Source organism: Streptomyces sp. NPDC043878 (genome assembly GCF_056435735.1).
On the sequence record NZ_JBWKDW010000002.1, the window covers coordinates 50,215 to 67,813 of the forward strand.

Sequence of the window (17,599 nt, forward strand, 5' to 3'; positions counted from 1 at the left end):
CCGGGACGGGGGTTACGCGAGCAGCGCCGGGATGGTCTCCTCGTGGGCCGTCCGGAGCTCGTCCAGGGAGAGCGCGAACTCGCCCTGCACGTCGACCGTGTCACCGTCGACGACACCGACGCGCGTGACGGGCAGACCGCGCGCCCCGCACATGTCGGTGAAGCGGAGCTCCTCGGAGCGCGGTACGGCGACGACCGCGCGCCCCGCCGACTCGGAGAAGAGGAAGGTGAACGCGTCGAGCCCGTCCGGTACGACCAGCCGGGCGCCCTTGCCGCCGAGCAGCGCCGACTCGACCACGGCCTGGACGAGACCGCCGTCGGACAGGTCGTGCGCTGAGTCGATCATGCCGTCGCGGGAGGCCGAGATCAGGATCTCGGCGAGCAGCCGCTCACGCTCCAGGTCGACCTTCGGGGGCAGGCCGCCGAGGTGGTCGTGGATCACCTGGGACCAGGCCGAGCCGCCGAACTCCTCACGGGTGTCGCCGAGGAGGTAGAGCAGCTGCCCTTCCTCCTGGAAGGCGACCGGCGTGCGCCGGGCCACGTCGTCGATGACGCCCAGGACCGCCACGACCGGGGTCGGGTGGATGGCGGCGTCGCCGGTCTGGTTGTACAGCGAGACGTTGCCGCCGGTCACCGGGGTGCCGAGCTGCTGGCAGGCGTCGGCGAGGCCGCGGACGGCCTCGGCGAACTGCCACATGACGGCCGGGTCCTCGGGCGAGCCGAAGTTCAGGCAGTCGGAGACGGCGAGCGGCCTGGCGCCGGTCGTCGCCACGTTGCGGTAGGCCTCCGAGAGGGCCAGCTGGGCGCCCGCGTACGGGTCGAGCTTGGCGTACCGGCCGTTGCCGTCGGTCGCGATGGCGACGCCGAGGCCGGTCTCCTCGTCGATCCGGATCATCCCGGAGTCCTCGGGCTGGGCGAGGACGGTGTTGCCCTGCACGAAGTGGTCGTACTGCGAGGTGATCCACTTCTTGGACGCCTGGTTCGGCGACGACACCAGCCTGAGGACCTGGTCCTTCAGCTCGTCGCTCGTCGTCGGCCGGGGCAGCCTGTTCGCGTCGTCCGCCTGCAGGGCGTCCTGCCAGGACGGGCGGGCGTAGGGGCGCTCGTAGACCGGGCCGTCGTGGGCGACCGTGCGCGGGTCGACGTCGACGATCTTGCCGCCGTGCCAGAAGATCTCCAGGCGGTCGCCGTCGGTGACCTCACCGATGACGGTGGCGATGACGTCCCACTTGTCGCAGATCTCCAGGAACCGCTCGACCTTCGCGGGCTCGACCACCGCGCACATGCGTTCCTGCGACTCGCTCATGAGGATCTCCTCGGGCGAGAGCGTGGAGTCGCGCAGGGGCACGTCGTCGAGGGTGACGCTCATGCCGCCGGAGCCGTTGGAGGCCAGCTCGGAGGTCGCGCAGGACAGGCCGGCCGCGCCGAGGTCCTGGATGCCGACGACCAGCTTCTCCCTGAACGCCTCCAGGGTGCACTCGATGAGGAGCTTCTCCTGGAAGGGGTCGCCGACCTGGACGGCGGGGCGCTTGGACGGCTTGGCGTCGTCGAAGGTCTCGCTCGCCAGGATCGAGGCGCCGCCGATGCCGTCGCCGCCCGTACGGGCCCCGTACAGGATGACCTTGTTGCCCGCGCCGGACGCCTTCGCGAGGTGGATGTCCTCGTGCCGCATGACACCGATGGCACCCGCGTTGACCAGCGGGTTGCCCTGGTAGCAGGCGTCGAAGACGACCTCGCCGCCGATGTTCGGCAGGCCCAGGCAGTTGCCGTAGCCGCCGATGCCCGCCACGACACCCGGCAGGACGCGCTTGGTGTCGGGGTGGTCGGCCGCGCCGAAGCGCAGCGGGTCCACGACCGCGACCGGGCGCGCGCCCATCGCGATGATGTCGCGGACGATGCCGCCGACGCCGGTGGCCGCGCCCTGATAGGGCTCCACGTACGACGGGTGGTTGTGCGACTCGACCTTGAAGGTGACCGCGTAGCCCTGGCCGACGTCCACGACGCCCGCGTTCTCACCGATGCCGACGAGGAGGGCGTCCGACTGGGGGGCCTTCTCGCCGAACTGGCGCAGGTGCACCTTGCTGCTCTTGTACGAGCAGTGCTCGGACCACATGACGGAGTACATGGCGAGCTCGGCGCCGGTGGGCCGGCGGCCGAGGATCTCCACGACCCGCTCGTACTCGTCCTTCTTCAGGCCGAGTTCGGCCCAGGGCAGCTCGACGTCGGGGGTCGCGGCCGCGTGCTCGACCGTGTCCAGAGGCGTCCGGCTCATACGTTGACCAGCTTCTTGAGGATCGAGGTGAAGAACGGCAGGCCGTCGGTACGACCGGTACCGATCAGCGACTCGACGGCGTGCTCCGGGTGCGGCATCAGGCCCACGACGTTGCCGGCCTCGTTGGTGATGCCGGCGATGTCACGGAGACTGCCGTTGGGGTTGACGTCCAGGTACCGGAAGGCGACCCGGCCCTCGGCCTCCAGCATGTCGAGCGTGCGCTCGTCGGCGACGTACCGGCCGTCCATGTTCTTCAGCGGGATGTGGATCTCCTGCCCGGCCGCGTAGTCGGCGGTCCAGGCGGTGTCCGCGTTCTCCACCCGCAGCTTCTGGTCACGGCAGATGAAGTGCAGGTGGTCGTTGCCGAGCATCGCGCCGGGCAGCAGGTGCGCCTCGGTGAGGATCTGGAATCCGTTACAGATGCCGAGCACCGGAAGACCGGCCCTCGCCTGCTCCAGAAGCGGTTCCATCACCGGCGAGAAGCGCGCGATGGCTCCGGCCCGCAGATAGTCGCCGTAGGAGAAACCCCCGCACAGCACCACGGCGTCGACCTGCTTGAGGTCCTTGTCCTTGTGCCACAGGGCGACCGGTTCGGCGCCCGCGACACGGATCGCGCGCTGGGTGTCCCGGTCGTCGAGGCTGCCAGGGAAAGTGACGACGCCAATACGAGCGGTCACTTCGCGGCCCCCGCGACTTCCTCCACCTTGACGGTGAAGTCCTCGATCACGGTGTTGGCGAGGAAGGATTCCGCAAGATCGTGGATGCGGGCGAGCGCGGCCTCGTCGACCGGCCCGTCAACTTCCAGTTCGAATCGCTTTCCCTGACGTACGTCGGAGATGCCTTCGAAACCCAGCCGCGGCAGTGCGCGCTGCACCGCCTGGCCCTGGGGGTCGAGGATCTCCGGCTTGAGCATGACGTCGACTACGACGCGTGCCACTGGCACTCCCGGTGTGTGGTGCTGAGCAGGTTCCTTCAGACTACCCGCACAAAATTTCTACGCGGGTAGAGTTGGAGGAATCTACGTGACGGCGATCACGATCCGGCATCGGAGGGGTGCCTTCACGAAAAGTTCAGGGAAAGATCCCGGATCACACCGGCATACCCATTGCGCCGGGACACGCGGGCAGATTTAGTCGGGCTTCACAATGCATTGCCGGGCACTGTACAAATGAATTGGCAATAGCCGATACTTTGCCCAATATCAGGCGGACAGTCGGCATCTCAGAGACGTCCTGGCACGTCATCGCAGAGATGCCGCACGAAGGGACCGATTATTCGTGGCGCAGCGTGTCGTGGTCACTCTCTTTGACGACATCGACGGCTCGGAAGCGGCGGAGACGATCGCCTTCGGGCTCGACGGCAAGTCGTACGAGATCGACCTGAACCAAGCCAATGCCAAGAAACTGCGTAAGGCTCTCGAGCCGTACCTGGAGGCCGGCCGCAAGCGCTCGCGGTCCGGCAAGGCATACCGGCAGACGGAGGTCGCGCCCGACCCGGCGGCCGTCCGGGCCTGGGCCCAGGCCAACAAGATGGACGTCCCCGCGCGCGGCCGGATTCCCAAGAAGGTCTACGAGGCGTTCGCCGAGGCGCAGTGAGCCGTGGGCCGACGGCCGGTCACCCGCCCCTCGGACGACCCGACTTGCGCTGCACCCCTCCTGGTCAGCTAGAGTCTGGAGCACGCCGAGGGGCAAGGCCGAAAAGCCCACCTCACGGAGTACACGCGGGTGTAGTTCAGTAGTAGAACATCCCCCTTCCAGGGGGAAGGCGCAGTGTGCAATTCCTGTCACCCGCTCTGCACCGCCGATCTGACCACTGTGGTGGATCAGGTAGGATGGTGCTCGCGCCGATCGGTGAGAGCCGGTCGGAGGCAATGCGGACGTAGCTCAGTTGGTAGAGCGCAACCTTGCCAAGGTTGAGGTCGCCAGTTCGAACCTGGTCGTCCGCTCAGCGAATGAAGGCCCCAGTCATCGACTGGGGCCTTTGTCGTGCCCCCGGTTGTCGTCCGGTGACCCTCGGCGCCCGTCTGACATCTGTCATGCCGAGTGATGACAGCGCGCACTGCTGCCGGGACCGGGACGCCGGGACGCTGAAGGCATGGACACCAACGAACGCGAACACGTGATCGAGGTCACCGACCTGCGGCGTGTGTACGGGGGCGGGTTCGAGGCGGTACGCGGGATCACGTTCTCCGTGCGCCGCGGCGAGGTCTTCGCCCTGCTCGGCACCAACGGCGCGGGCAAGACGTCGACGGTCGAACTCCTGGAGGGGCTGGCGCGGCCGGCCGGCGGACGGGTGCGGGTCCTCGGCCACGACCCGTACACCGACCGTGCCGCCGTACGGCCCCGCACCGGCGTCATGCTCCAGGAGGGCGGCTTCCCCTCCGAACTGACCGTCACCGAGACCGCGCGCCTGTGGGCGGGCTGCACCAGCGGGGCGCGTCCCGAACGGGAGGCGCTCGCGCTGGTCGGACTGGAACGCCGGGCCGGGGTACGGGTCAAGCAGCTCTCCGGGGGTGAGCGGCGGCGCCTGGACCTGGCGCTCGCACTGCTCGGTGAGCCCGAGGTGCTGTTCCTCGACGAGCCGACGACCGGGCTGGACGCCGAAGGGCGCCGGGCCACCTGGGACTTGGTGCGGGCCCTGCGGGACGCGGGGACGACCGTGCTGCTCACCACGCACTACCTGGAGGAGGCGGAGGACCTCGCCGACCGGCTCGCCATCCTGCACGACGGGCGGATCGCGGCGGCCGGGACGCCGGACGAGGTGACCGCCGGGCAGCCGTCCCGGATCACCTTCGAACTGCCCGAGGGGTACTTCGTCGGAGACCTGCCGCCGCTCGGTGAACTGGGCGTGAGCGGACACGAGGCCGACGGCCGCCTGGTCCGGCTGCGCACCGGACAGCTCCAGCGGACGGCCACCCGGCTGCTGGTGTGGGCCGAGGAGACAGGCGTCGAACTCCGCCGGCTGGACGTGCGCCCGGCCTCGCTGGAGGAGGCGTTCCTGGGAATCGCCCGGGAGGCGTCGGGGCAGGGACAGGGGCAGGGGGAAGGGCGGGGGCAGCGGGAAGGGCGGGCTTCGGGAGGGAGACCGCGGGAGGGCGGTGGTGCGCCGGGGCGGGGACAGCCGGACGTGCCGGGGGCGCCGAAGCGAGCCCGGCCGGACGCGCCGGAGGGGGCACGGCCGGACGGGCCTAAGCGGACACAGCCGTACGCGCCCGACGCGCCGGAGCGGCAGCGGGCACGGCAGGACGGGCCGGAGCGAGCCCGGCCGGGCGGGCCGGGGCGGGGGCAGCCGGAGGCGCCGGCGCCGGAGCAGTGCGCCGCCGGCCGGTCCGCCGCGGGCACGAGTCAGGAGTACGTGGCATGAGCGACGTGCTGACCACCCCGGCGGGGCGGATGGTGGCCCTGGCCCGGGCCGAGCTGACGCTCCTCGGGCGCAACCGGACCGCGCTGCTGTCGGCCGTGTTCGTGCCGCTGGCGCTGCCGTTCAGCGTGTGGTCACTGGCCGACGGGATGGATCTAGGCGACGCCGGGCTCAGCGTCGGCCTGGTCATGCTGCCCGCCGCGATCGGTTTCTCGCTGCTCTTCGCCGTCTACACGACGCTCGTCGGTGTCTTCGCCGCCCGGCGTGAGGAACTCGTCCTGAAGCGGCTGCGCGTCGGTGAGCCGCGCGACGTGGAGATCCTCTGCGGAGCCACCCTGCCGGCCGCCGCCCTCGGTCTCGCCCAGTCGCTGCTCCTGGCGGCCGGCTGCGCCGTCCTGCTCGACGTGCCCGCCCCCAGGGCGCCCCAACTCGCCTTGCTGGGAATCCTGTTGGGCCTCGTGCTGTGCGCGGTCCTGGCCGCGGTCACGGCCGGTTTCACGCGGACCGCGGAGAGCGCGCAGGTCACCTCACTGCCGCTGGTCCTCGTCTCGCTGACGGGCTCCGGGGTCGTCGTACCGCTGGAACTGCTGCCCGACCGGACGGCCGTGCTGTGCGAACTGCTGCCTCTGACCCCGGTGATCACCCTCGTGCGCGGCGGCTGGAGCGGCGACCTGTCCGCGTACGAGACGCTCGGACCGCTGCTGGTCGCCCTGGCCTGGACCGCCGCGGGAGTGTTTGCTGTACGGCGGTGGTTCCGGTGGGAGCCGCGACGCTGACGGACGGAGGGAGCGAGGTGCGCGCTCCGGTGGGATGGTGGCGGGGCAAGAGCACGCCGGCGAAGGTCGAGACGTACACGCGGTGGTCGTTCCACTTCTTCATGGTGGTCGAGGTCGCCACGTTCGGGCTCCCGGCGCTCAGCCAGGCGCCGGCGCGGCGGGCGGCCTGGCTGCTCCTGATGGTGGGCGTGCACGCGGTGTTCTGCGCGGTCACCGCGTCACGGGCACTGGACTGGACGCGCGGACGCCGTGAGCGGCCCACACGTCTGCTGTGGGGGCTCACCGCGGTCACCCTGGTGATCGCGGCGACGGCGATCGCCGTCAGCGAACTGGGTCCGGCCGGCGACGGGACCCGCTCCACGGCGGACGCCCTCTTCGTGGGCGTGCTCAGCTTCGGCGCCGGTGGCGTCGCGCTCGGCGTGCGCGACCGGTGGCACGCGCCGGCGGTCGTGGGCGGTTTCGCGGCGGCCGCCGGAGTCCTGGCGCTCCCGCTGGGGCTCTCCGCGCCCGGCGCGTTCGGCATGCTGCTCGCCGTGCTGGTCGGTGCCGGATTCCTCGTCCTCACCTCCCTGTTCTCCGTCTGGCTCCTCGACGCGGTCTACGCGCTCGACGAGGCCCGTGAGACCCGCGCCCGCCTCGCCGTCGCCGAGGAACGGCTGCGGTTCGGGCGCGACCTGCACGACGTGATGGGACGGAACCTGGCCGTGATCGCGCTGAAGAGCGAACTGGCCGTGCAGCTGGCGCGGCGCGGGCGGCCCGAGGCCGTGGACCAGATGACCGAGGTGCAACGCATCGCGCGGGAGTCGCAGCGCGAGGTCCGGGAGGTCGTACGGGGATACCGCGACGCCGATCTCGGTGTCGAACTCGCCGGTGCGCAGGGCGTGTTGACTGCGGCGGGCATCCGGTGCGAGGTGAGCGGTGAGGCCGCCGGGCTGCCCGCCGAGGTGCAGTCGGCGCTCGGCTGGGTGGTCCGGGAGGCGACGACCAACGTGCTGCGCCACGGGGACGCGGGGCAGTGCGCGGTGGCTCTGCTGGTGACACCGGAGCACGTGGTGCTCACGGTGGAGAACGACGGGGCCGACGGCCCTGCGGGAGTGGGCGGCTCGGGGCTGACGGGGCTGCGGGAGCGGCTGACGGCGGTGGAGGGGACGCTGGAGGCGGGGGCCGTCGCCGAGGACCGGTTCCGGGTGGTGGCCACGGTGCCGCTGCCGGCCCCCCGTACGGTGAGCGAGGTCGTCGTATGAGCCCCGTACGCCTGCTGCTCGCCGACGACGAGCACCTCATCCGGGGCGCGCTCGCCGCGCTCCTGTCCCTGGAGGACGACCTGGTGGTCGTCGCGGAGGCGGCCAGCGGGCCCGAGGCCCTGGCGATGGCGCTGTCCCACGCCCCCGACGTGGCCGTCCTCGATCTGCAGATGCCCGGCGCGGACGGTGTGAAGGTCGCCACATCGCTGCGCGCCGAACTGCCCGACTGCCGGGTGCTGATCGTCACCAGTCACGGCCGGCCCGGCCATCTGAAGCGGGCCCTGGAGGCGGGCGTGCGCGGATTCGTGCCGAAGACGGTCAGCGCCCGACAGCTCGCGGAGATCATCCGCACGGTGCACGCCGGGAGCCGTTACGTCGACCCGGAGTTGGCCGCCGACGCGATCGCCGCAGGCAACTCGCCGCTGACCTCGCGGGAGGCCGAGGTGCTGGAGCTGGCCGCCGACGGAGCTCCGGTCTCGGAGATCGCGCGCCGGGCCGCGCTGTCGCAGGGAACCGTGCGGAACTACCTCTCGTCGGCCGTCTCCAAGCTCGGGGCGGACAACCGTCATGCGGCGGTGCGGCTCGCCCGGGAGCGAGGTTGGGTATAGTTGCTCTCGCGCCACGGCGCAGCGCGGACGTAGCTCAGTTGGTAGAGCGCAACCTTGCCAAGGTTGAGGTCGCCAGTTCGAACCTGGTCGTCCGCTCGTGCGAAGGAAGGCCCCGGTCATCGACCGGGGCCTTCGTCGTACGGGTCAGCTCCAGCTGGTGCCCGTCAGACGCTCGTACGCCTCCACGTACTTGGCGCGGGTCGCCTCCACGACCTGCTCCGGCAGCGGCGGCGGGGGCTGCTCCGCCTTCCGGTCCCAGCCGGACTCCGCCGAGGTCAGCCAGTCGCGGACGAACTGCTTGTCGTACGAGGGCTGCGCCCGGCCCGGCTGCCACTGGTCGGCCGGCCAGAAGCGGGAGGAGTCCGGGGTGAGGACCTCGTCGGCGAGGACGAGGGTGTCGCCGTCGAAGCCGAACTCGAACTTGGTGTCCGCGAGGACGATCCCCCGGTCGCGGGCGATGTCGCGGGCGCGGCTGTAGACGGCGAGGGTCGTCTGCCGCAGGTGGGCGGCCGTCTCCACACCGACCTGGCGGGCGACCTCCTCGTACGAGACGTTCTCGTCGTGCTCGCCGACCGCGGCCTTGGTGGCCGGGGTGAAGATCGGGCCGGGCAGCTCCGAGCCGTCGACGAGGCCCTCGGGCAGGGCGAGGCCGCAGACGGTGCGGGACTCCTGGTACTCCGCGAGGCCGGAACCGGTGAGGTAGCCGCGGGCCACGCACTCGACCGGGACCATCCGGAGCGACGTGCAGACCAGGGTGCGGCCGGCCCAGTCGGCGGGGGCGCCGGCGGGCAGTTCGGTGCTCAGGACGTGGTTGGGCGCCAGGTCCCGGAGCTTGTCGAACCACCACAGGGACAGTTGCGTGAGGACGCGGCCCTTGTCGGGGATCTCGGTGGGCAGCACCCAGTCGTAGGCGGACATGCGGTCGCTGGCGACCATCACGAGGTCGCCCGCCTCGTTCCGGTACAGATCGCGCACCTTGCCGGTGTGGAGGTGCACCAGGCCCGGAACCTGGAGCGGCTCGGGTTTTTCGACGAATCCGGACACGGTTCCTCCCCGTGGTTCTGTCCAAGTGCCTCGATTCTCCCGTATCCGGGAATCGCCGCGGACACGGGGACCTGGAGGTGGACGGTCAGCCACGTTTGCAGACGCGGTCCAGGAGGTTCGCCGTGGCCCGCTGCACCCGCGCGTCGACGTGGCCGGGCCGGTCCAGGGACGGCGACCAGGCGAACGTCCCGGACGCGAAGACCAGCGCGCCGGAGGGGGCCCGGTACAGCGAGGTCTCCTGGTGGCGGAGGGCGCCGTCGGCGTCGGTGTACGGCGAGTGCGCGAGCAGGATGCGGTCCTCGTGCTCGGGCAGCGGGGTGCGCGGGAAGTAGCGGTCGGCCTCGCCCGCGACCAGCCCGGCGATCTCGTCGCCCTCGTGTGCGCCGGTCGCCTCCCACAGCCAGTGGCCGGCGTTGCGGACGATCAGGGGGTGCGGTTCGGGGACCCGGCCGGCGTACTGGATGCCGATCAGCTGCTGCTCGGCGCGGTCGATCTCCCGCCAGAGCAGCGGACGGCCCGGACCCCTGCGCTTGCGGCAGGTCAGCAGCCGGTCGGGGACACCGGAGGGCGAGGGGCCCAGCTCGACCTGCCAGTACAGGCTGTTGGCGGACAGGAACACCAGGGACGTGCCGTGGTCACGGGCGTTCTCCACGGTGCGGCGCATGGCCGTCGACCAGTACTCGTCGTGCCCGGGGAAGACCAGTCCGCGGTAGCGGGTGGAGTCGATGTGACCGCCGTGCAGGTCGCGGGCGTCCGCGTAGGCGAGGTCGTAGCCGTAGCGCTCGGCCCAGCGGATGAAGTCGTAGGCGTGACCGACGTGCAGGGGGAGGCCGGCCCCCGCGTACGGCCGGTCGAAGGAGACCGTCGTCGCGGCGTCGGACTCGCCCAGCAGCCGGCCGTCGTCGTCCCAGGCGTGGTAGAGGCTCGCCCCGGTGCGGCCGTCCTCCGGGTAGAGGTTGTACGCCTGCCAGGTGATGTCGGGCAGCAGCAGGAGCAGGTCGGCGGGCTGCTGGTCGCGGACGGTGAAGGGGACGTGGGAGCGGTAGCCGTCGGCGGTGGTGAGGACGGCGACGTACGCGCCGGCGCTCCAGTAGCTCGGGATCTGGAGCCGCCAGGACAGCCACCAGTGATGGCAGGAGACCGTGCGGTCCGCGGTGAGCGGCGGCGGCTGCACGATCCCCGACAGCCGGGGGCTGGTGGTGATCTTGGCCGCGCCGTCACCGCCGTAGTGGCCGATGCGGTAGACGTCGACGCTGAACTCCTGGGGCGGGTCGACGGTGATGTGGAAGTCGACGGCCTCGCCGGGCTGGACCGCGCCGGTCGAGGTGAAGCCCTTGATCTGGCGCCGCACGTCGTCGGCGGCGCGGGGGCCTCCGGCGGCGCGGGGGGCCGGAATCCTCGGCCTGTCCGCCCGCGGGTCGGCGGCCGGGTCCGCCTCGACGTACCAGGGGACCATCTGCCCGGTGTCGCCGAAGTACGTCTCGCTGCCCCGGAGCCAGGGAACCGGGCCCTGGCCGAAGGGGTCCGTCACCGCGTGCGCCAGCGCTCCCGACTCCCAGCGGCGGCTGTGCTCCGATCCCGTGCCCATGGTCGCTCCCCTCCCTCTTGCCCCCGTGGTGGTGCGTCTTGAGTGGTGGTCCGGCGGTGCGTGGTGGTCCGGCGGTGCGTGGTGGTCCGGCGGTGCGTGGTGGGTGTGGTGTGGCTGGTGGGTCTGTTCCTGACGCCGTGGTGTGCGGGTTGGCTCTGTGGTGCCGTGGCTCTGCGGTGCTGTGGCGCTGTGGTGCCGTGGCTCTGCGGTGCTGTGGCGCTGTGGTGCCGTGGCTCTGTGGTGCCGTGGTGGGACGCCTGTGCCGGGGCGGCTGGGGCGGGACGGTCACCTGGCCTAGTCCCCTGCCATGTGCGCGAACGGTCCCAGCACATCACATGACGCACGCGGACTGTCACTATTCGTCGCGAATTGGCCGAAAGTGGAATCGGCCCCTCCGATACGGCGGTCCGGCGGGGGCCGGCGTCAGACGAGTCGTACCGGTTTCTCCGGACGTATCCCCGACTCGATCAGCCACGCCTGAAGCGGGGCCGGGTCGCCGTCCTCGACGAGGCTGAGGACGCGGGGGGTCAGGTCGACCGCCCGTTCGCCGTTGATGAGGAGGGAGGGGCCGTCGAGCCAGTCGAGGCCCGGCATCGCCCCGGCCGTGTCCATCGCGGCGCAGCAGACCATCGCGGTGACGTGGTCGGCGAGCAGCTCACGGGCCGTGCGGGGCGGCTGGAGCGGGAAGAGGGGCAGTGCACCGACGTCCCACAGGGCGGTGTCGGGGGCCTGACCGGCCGCGCCCGCCGGCACGCCGGGGTCCGCGGGAGCGGCGGCCTCCTCGCGGGCGAGTTCCGCGGTGAGACCGGCGGCGAGGGCGGAGCTCCGTTCGTTGCCGCGGACCGCGTCGTCCTCTTCGTCGTCCCGGCCCATGGCCTCGTAGGCGGCGGGGACGCGGGGCCGGGCGGCTTCGTCGTGGGGAGCGGGTCGCGGCGTGACGGTGGCCTCGGGGTCCGGCGGCGCCGTGAGGTGGTCGAGGACGCGGGCCAGGGTGGGGCCGACGGGGTTGGGTGCGGCGGGGCCGGGGGTGCGGCGGACGCCCAGGGTGTCGAGGACCCGGTGGAGCCGGGCCGCGTCGACACGCCACTTCCGGTCGACCACCTCGTCCGGGTACTCCTGCCAGTCCACCGGGGACCAGTCCGGGCCGGTCTCGGCGGGGCCGCCGTGGAAGAGGCGGGCGGCCAGGAGTGAGGCGGCCTCGTCGATCGCGCCGGGCTCTTCGAGCAGGTCACAGGCCGGGCGCTCGCCCAGCCGGGAGGCGAACCCCTCGGCCAGCCGGTCCCGGCGGGACAACTCGGTGAGGGCCGCGACGACGCCCGCGTCCAGCCGGGCGGGCCAGCGGCCCATGCGCCAGGCGGGCAGCGCGACACGGGTCAGCAGCCGGTCCCAGCCCGCGTACGCCAGCCCCACCTGCTCCTGGGCGACGATCCGCAGGCCGTAGTCCACGGCCTGGGCGCGCTCGGCGGCCGCCGCGGCGACCCCGCGCTCCATCTCGGCGGCGTGGACCCGGCAGCCGCGCAGCATCAGCCGGGCGACCCGGCCGACGCCGGCGAGGACCGCGCGGGAGACGGGATCGCGTCCGGGTGCCGAGGCCACGGCGACGGCCGCGTCCAGCCCCCGTACGAAACGGCGGGCCGCGGCTATGTCCGGGTGCGCCGAGGGTCCCGTGCCGGCGACGACCGGGGCGAGGACCGCGCGCAGCTCGCCGACGCGCATCCACCACAGGAACGGGGAGCCGATGACGAGGACGGGCGCGGCCGCCGTACAGCGCGGCCGGGAGGCACCGAGGCCCCGGACCCCCGCTATCTCGTCGCGGGCCTCGGTCGGGGGCGGGCCGTGCGCCGGGTGGGTGCGGTCCTCCAGCCAGCTGTCGCAGTCCGGGGTGAGGGCCAGGGCGGAGGGGGCGGGCACGTCGAGGCGGTCGGCGAGGTCGCGCACCATCCGGTACAGGTCGGGGGCCGACTCCTCGGCGATCTGGACCGTGGGGCTGACGGCTGGGCGGGCTCGGGCCACGACCAGGGCGACCCCGGCCGCGGCGAGCAGCACGACGACGGCGGCCGACGTCGTCACCCAGCGGGCGGTGTGCCAGCCCGGCCCGACGAGATGGCCGGTCCGGTCGCCGGCGAGCAGCACCACGGCGAACGCCGCGGGCAGCAGCGCCACGGCAAGTGCCCGGCTGCGGACGCGCAGCACGGCCAGTGCCCGCGACCGCGCGACCTGCGCTCCCGCCTCCACACCCAAACCGGTCACGACCTGACCTCACCCCCTCCCTGGTGTCCTGGCTGCCTGGCCCTGCTGGGGTTGCTCACTCCCCCACTGTGGCACCGACGACTGACATCGCAATGCCGGTGGGCCAAGTGCCGGAACGCTTGCGCCGCACCATAGTTGGGGCCCCCGCCCCCGTCAGCCGTATAGGGCATCGGTCACTCGATGGAATGGCTCTGGGGAAAGGTGGATGACGGTGGGCAAAGATCAGGCCCCGAATCCTGAGACGGATCCGGGGCCTCACGGGTTCATCACGGGCCGTGGCCGACCCCGGGCTCAGGACCGTCGCGAGGCGTCCGCGGCGGCCTTCGCCGCGATGTCTCCGCGGTGCTGGGAGCCGTCGAGGCGGATACGGGAGACCGCGCGGTAGGCGCGCTCACGGGCCTCTGTCAGGTCCTGGCCGGTCGCAGTGACGGACAGGACGCGGCCGCCGGCGCTGACCACGGCGCCGTCGTCGAGCCGGGTCCCGGCGTGCAGGACGTAGGCGTGCGGGGCGTCCTCCGCGGCCACCTCGTCGAGGCCGGCGACGCGGTCGCCGGTACGCGGGGTGCCGGGGTAGTTGTGCGAGGCGATGACGACGGTGACGGCCGCCTCGTCGCTCCAGCGCAGCGGCTCCAGGTCGGCGAGGGTGCCCGTCGCGGCGGCCAGCAGGACACCGGCCAGCGGGGTCCGGAGGCGGGCCAGCACGACCTGCGTCTCGGGGTCGCCGAAGCGGGCGTTGAACTCGATCACGCGGATTCCGCGCGAGGTGATGGCGAGCCCGGCGTAGAGCAGGCCGGAGAACGGTGTGCCCCGGCGGCGCATCTCGTCGACGGTCGGCTGGAGGACGTTCTCCAGGACCTCCTCCACCAGTTTGGGCTCAGCCCAGGGCAGCGGGGAGTACGCGCCCATGCCGCCGGTGTTGGGGCCCTCGTCGCCGTCGAGCGCCCGCTTGAAGTCCTGGGCGGGCTGGAGGGGCAGCACGCTCACGCCGTCGGTGATGGCGAAGAGGGAGACCTCGGGGCCGTCGAGGAACTCCTCGATGACGACCCGCCCGCAGGCCGCCGCGTGCTCCTTGGCGGCTTCGAGGTCGCCGGTGACGACGACACCCTTGCCGGCGGCGAGCCCGTCGTCCTTGACGACGTACGGCGCGCCGAAGGCGTCGAGAGCCTCGGCGGCCTCCTCCGGTGTCGTGCACACGTACGACCGCGCGGTGGGGACGCCGGCGCGGGCCATCACGTCCTTCGCGAAGGCCTTCGAGCCCTCCAGCCGGGCGGCCTCCCCGGACGGGCCGAAGACGGGGATGCCCGCCTCGCGCACGGCGTCGGCGACCCCGGCGACGAGGGGTGCCTCCGGTCCGACGACGACGAGGTCGGCGCCGAGTTCGGTGGCCAGCGCCGCTACGGCGGTGCCGTCGAGGGCGTCGACCCGGTGCAGCTCGGCGACCTCGGCGATGCCGGCGTTGCCGGGCGCGCAGTGCAGCGCGGTGACATCGGGGTCGAGGGACAGGGAACGGCACAGGGCGTGTTCGCGGGCGCCGGTACCGATGACGAGGACCTTCACGGGGGTCAGCCTAACGGGAGCGGGGCCGGGGGGTTTGTGCGGGCTTCCGAAGGAGTGAGGGGCGGGCGTTGGTGTGTTCCTCCGAGAGGGGGCGGGCGGTCGCGCGCCGGACGGGGTGCGGTGAGGGGACGGACTGGGCGCGGCGCGAGGGCGCGCCTACTCGTTGGTGAACTCCTCGACCACCGTGGCTCCCAGCTCACGTACCAGGAGCTCCCGGCCGGACAGCGCCGACTCGTTGAGGTCGGGGTCGTCGTCCTCGGGGATGTCGTCCTCGATGGAGACCGGGGGCGGGGACTGCGGCGCGGTGGCCTGGGGAGCGGGGCGGGAGGCGCCGGCGGAGGACGCCGCGGTGGACCCCGGGCCGCCGGATGAGGGCGGGGCGGACGCGGGGCGCTGCGCGGTCGTTCCGCCGCCGCCCCCGTACGAGCCGTACGAGCCCGACGCACCGGTGGCAGCCGTGGCACCGCCTCCGTGGCCGCCGCCGAAGCCGGAGGGGCCGCCGCCGGGCGCCGGGGGTGCGGAGCCGCCGCCCGACGGGTCGACGATCGCCTCGATCTTCCACTGCACGCTGAACTGCTCGGCCAGGGCCTGCTTCAGCACCTCCTCGCTGCCGCTGCTCGCGAAGTTGTCGCGCGCGCCGGCGTTGACGAAGCCGATCTGCAGGGTCGTCCCGTCGAAGCCGGTGACCTGCGCGTTCTGGCTGAGCAGGATCCAGGTGAAGCGGCGTCGGTTCTTGACGGTCTCCAGGATGTTGGGCCAGAGCATCCGGGGGTCGAGGCCACCGCTCGGCGCCGGGGAGACGGGGGCCGGGGCGGGAGCGGGCGGGGCGGCGGGCGTCGCGGCCGCGGGGGCCGGTGGATTGGCGGCGGGCGTGGCCTGTGCGGCTGCGGGGTTTCCGCCGCCGGCGGGGGAGGCGGTGGGCCAGCCACCGGGGCGCCGGGCGCCCCCCGTGGGAGCGGCTGTGGGCCAGGCTCCGGGGGAGGAGGCCGGGGTGGGGGCGGGCTGGGCGGGCTGAGGAACGGGGGCCTGCGCAGGGGCCTGCTGTGGCTGCTGTGGCTGTCGGGACGCTTGGGGCTGGTGGCCGCCGGAGCCGGACGGACCGCCGGAGCCGGACGGACCGCCGGAGCCGGACGGATCGGCGGCGGGCGTCGCGCCCGTGGCGGGGCCGGCCGCCGTCGACGGGGAAGGGTTCACCGGTGCGGGGACGGGGGTGCTCGGCCCGGCGGCCGGTGCGCGCACCGCCGCGCGGGCGGCGGCGGCCCCGCCACCGGGCGGAACGGGCGCGCCGCCGTGCGCCTCGGGTCCCGGCACGTAGCCCACCGGCGGCATGGTGCCGGCACCCGCGCCGCCGCCGGCTGCCGGGGCGGCCCCCGCTCCCGCTCCCGCCGCGAAGTTCACGCCGCGTTCCAGGCGGTCCAGCCGGGCCAGGACCGCCCGCTCGTCCCCGTAGGCGGCGGGCAGCATCACGCGCGCGCAGATGAGTTCGAGCTGCAGGCGGGGCGAGGTGGCGCCCCGCATCTCGGTGAGCCCCTCGTTGACCAGGTCGGCGGCGCGGCTCAGCTCGGCGGCGCCGAAGGTGCCGGCCTGGGCCTGCATGCGCTCGATGACGTCGGCGGGCGCGTCGATGAGGCCCTTGTCGGCCGCGTCGGGCACGGCGGCGAGGATCACCAGGTCCCGCAGTCGTTCGAGCAGGTCCGTGACGAAGCGCCGGGGGTCGTTGCCCCCCTCGATGACCCGGTCGACGACCTCGAAGGCGGCGGCGCCGTCCCCCGTGGCGAAGGCCTCCACGACGGAGTCGAGGAGCGATCCCTCGGTGTACCCGAGGAGGGAGGTCGCCATGGCGTATGTCACACCGTCCGCGCCGGCGCCGGCGAGCAGCTGGTCCATCACGGACATGGAGTCACGCACGGACCCGGCGCCCGACCGGACCACCAGGGGCAGCACCCCTTCCTCGACGGGGATCTTCTCCTGCCCGCACACCACGCCCAGGTACTCGCGCAGGGTGCTGGGCGGCACCAGCCGGAACGGGTAGTGGTGGGTCCGCGACCGGATGGTCCCGATGACCTTCTCGGGCTCGGTGGTGGCGAAGATGAACTTGAGGTGCTCCGGCGGCTCCTCCACGACCTTGAGCAGGGCGTTGAAGCCGGCCGACGTGACCATGTGGGCCTCGTCGATGATGTAGATCTTGTAGCGGCTGCCCGCGGGCCCGAAGAACGCCTTTTCCCGCAGGTCACGGGCGTCGTCCACACCACCGTGCGAGGCGGCGTCGATCTCGATGACGTCGATGGAACCCGGCCCGTTCCGCGCGAGGTCGCGGCAGGACTGGCATTCGCCGCACGGCGTCGGTGTGGGTCCCTGCTCGCAGTTCAGGCAACGGGCCAGGATGCGCGCGCTCGTCGTCTTCCCGCAGCCGCGCGGACCACTGAACAGGTACGCGTGATTGACCCGGTTGTTCCGCAGCGCCTGCTGCAGCGGGTCGGTGACATGCTCCTGCCCGATGACCTCGGCGAACGACTCCGGGCGATAGCGGCGGTACAGCGCGAGAGACGACACGCATACGAGGTTATAGGCGTCCACTGACAACCAGCCCCGCCCGAGGACCCGGGCCCGCCCACGCAAGCGCCCCCCACGCACCCGCCAGAGCCGACCTACCCTTGCTGCCTTCCGGCCCTGGGGGAGTTCAGTCAGATAGCGCCGCGTGAGGGGCTGCGCACAGGCTACAGGATCCGAACGGGAGGAACGAGTTCGCGAGCACTCCTCAACGTCTTGTATTGTTTGCCGCGGAGGATTCGCCTAGTGGCCTAGGGCGCACGCTTGGAAAGCGTGTTGGGGGCAACCCCTCACGAGTTCGAATCTCGTATCCTCCGCCAGTGCCTCACCGGGCACGATGTCGAAGGGCCC

Annotated in this window: 12 protein-coding genes, 4 tRNA genes, 1 other RNA gene and 1 pseudogene; 9 read left to right on the plus strand and 9 right to left on the minus strand. The window is 72.7% G+C overall.

The window, feature by feature from the left end; all coding sequences use genetic code 11:
- Positions 1-12 precede the first annotated feature (12 nt).
- From purL to purS, 3 genes are read right to left on the minus strand one after another with little or no spacing between them, the layout of a single operon-like run.
- Entirely contained in the window at positions 13-2,271 is a 2,259-nt protein-coding gene (gene purL / locus AC07AZ_RS03860) for a phosphoribosylformylglycinamidine synthase subunit PurL (protein ID WP_478843518.1), read from the minus strand.
- Entirely contained in the window at positions 2,268-2,948 is a 681-nt protein-coding gene (gene purQ / locus AC07AZ_RS03865) for a phosphoribosylformylglycinamidine synthase subunit PurQ (RefSeq protein WP_478843520.1), read from the minus strand. The genes purL and purQ overlap by 4 nt, the downstream gene beginning before the upstream one ends.
- Complete coding sequence (gene purS, locus AC07AZ_RS03870; protein ID WP_266399704.1) at positions 2,945-3,208, minus strand: phosphoribosylformylglycinamidine synthase subunit PurS; 264 nt, start codon at positions 3,206-3,208, stop codon at positions 2,945-2,947. The genes purQ and purS overlap by 4 nt, the downstream gene beginning before the upstream one ends.
- 340 nt (positions 3,209-3,548) lie before the next feature.
- Here purS and AC07AZ_RS03875 point away from each other — a divergent pair, with 340 nt between their 5' ends.
- The 8 genes and pseudogenes from AC07AZ_RS03875 (at position 3,549) to AC07AZ_RS03910 (ending at position 8,355) form a co-directional block, all read left to right on the plus strand.
- Positions 3,549-3,866, plus strand: a complete 318-nt coding sequence (locus AC07AZ_RS03875) for a histone-like nucleoid-structuring protein Lsr2 (RefSeq protein ID WP_356031341.1) — start codon at positions 3,549-3,551, stop codon at positions 3,864-3,866.
- Between the two features lie 125 nt (positions 3,867-3,991).
- A tRNA-Gly gene (locus AC07AZ_RS03880) sits at positions 3,992-4,063 on the plus strand.
- A gap of 80 nt (positions 4,064-4,143) precedes the next feature.
- Positions 4,144-4,216, plus strand: a tRNA-Gly gene (locus AC07AZ_RS03885).
- A 149-nt stretch (positions 4,217-4,365) separates the two neighbouring features.
- Positions 4,366-5,290, plus strand: a pseudogene (locus tag AC07AZ_RS03890) (ABC transporter ATP-binding protein); the annotation flags it as partial.
- Positions 5,291-5,630: 340 nt separating this feature from the next.
- Positions 5,631-6,407, plus strand: a complete 777-nt coding sequence (locus AC07AZ_RS03895; RefSeq protein WP_478843523.1) for an ABC transporter permease — start codon at positions 5,631-5,633, stop codon at positions 6,405-6,407.
- A 17-nt stretch (positions 6,408-6,424) separates the two neighbouring features.
- Complete coding sequence (locus tag AC07AZ_RS03900; RefSeq protein ID WP_478843525.1) at positions 6,425-7,651, plus strand: sensor histidine kinase; 1,227 nt, start codon at positions 6,425-6,427, stop codon at positions 7,649-7,651.
- Complete coding sequence (locus tag AC07AZ_RS03905; protein WP_478843527.1) at positions 7,648-8,259, plus strand: response regulator; 612 nt, start codon at positions 7,648-7,650, stop codon at positions 8,257-8,259. The genes AC07AZ_RS03900 and AC07AZ_RS03905 overlap by 4 nt, the downstream gene beginning before the upstream one ends.
- Positions 8,260-8,282: 23 nt before the next feature.
- A tRNA-Gly gene (locus tag AC07AZ_RS03910) sits at positions 8,283-8,355 on the plus strand.
- Positions 8,356-8,403: 48 nt separating this feature from the next.
- Here AC07AZ_RS03910 and AC07AZ_RS03915 read toward each other — a convergent pair.
- The 6 genes from AC07AZ_RS03915 to ffs form a co-directional block, all read right to left on the minus strand.
- On the minus strand, positions 8,404-9,303 hold the full coding sequence (locus tag AC07AZ_RS03915; protein WP_478843529.1) for a phosphoribosylaminoimidazolesuccinocarboxamide synthase: 900 nt from the start codon (positions 9,301-9,303) through the stop codon (positions 8,404-8,406).
- An 85-nt stretch (positions 9,304-9,388) separates the two neighbouring features.
- Positions 9,389-10,891 carry a N,N-dimethylformamidase beta subunit family domain-containing protein gene (locus tag AC07AZ_RS03920; RefSeq protein ID WP_478843531.1) on the minus strand — a complete coding sequence of 501 codons (1,503 nt, stop codon included), beginning with the start codon at positions 10,889-10,891 and terminating at the stop codon, positions 9,389-9,391.
- Between the two features lie 423 nt (positions 10,892-11,314).
- The gene (locus tag AC07AZ_RS03925; protein ID WP_478843533.1) at positions 11,315-13,141 is read right to left on the minus strand and encodes a hypothetical protein; all 1,827 of its coding nucleotides are present in this window, start codon (positions 13,139-13,141) and stop codon (positions 11,315-11,317) included.
- Positions 13,142-13,432: 291 nt separating this feature from the next.
- The gene (gene purD / locus AC07AZ_RS03930; RefSeq protein WP_478843535.1) at positions 13,433-14,698 is read right to left on the minus strand and encodes a phosphoribosylamine--glycine ligase; all 1,266 of its coding nucleotides are present in this window, start codon (positions 14,696-14,698) and stop codon (positions 13,433-13,435) included.
- 156 nt (positions 14,699-14,854) lie between these two features.
- On the minus strand, positions 14,855-17,251 hold the full coding sequence (locus AC07AZ_RS03935) for a DNA polymerase III subunit gamma and tau (protein WP_478843537.1): 2,397 nt from the start codon (positions 17,249-17,251) through the stop codon (positions 14,855-14,857).
- A 59-nt stretch (positions 17,252-17,310) separates the two neighbouring features.
- Positions 17,311-17,409, minus strand: an RNA gene (ffs, locus tag AC07AZ_RS03940) — signal recognition particle sRNA small type.
- Between the two features lie 71 nt (positions 17,410-17,480).
- Between ffs and AC07AZ_RS03945 the strand changes: the two genes are divergently transcribed.
- Positions 17,481-17,568: transfer RNA gene (locus tag AC07AZ_RS03945), tRNA-Ser, on the plus strand.
- The last annotated feature ends 31 nt before the right edge of the window (positions 17,569-17,599 follow it).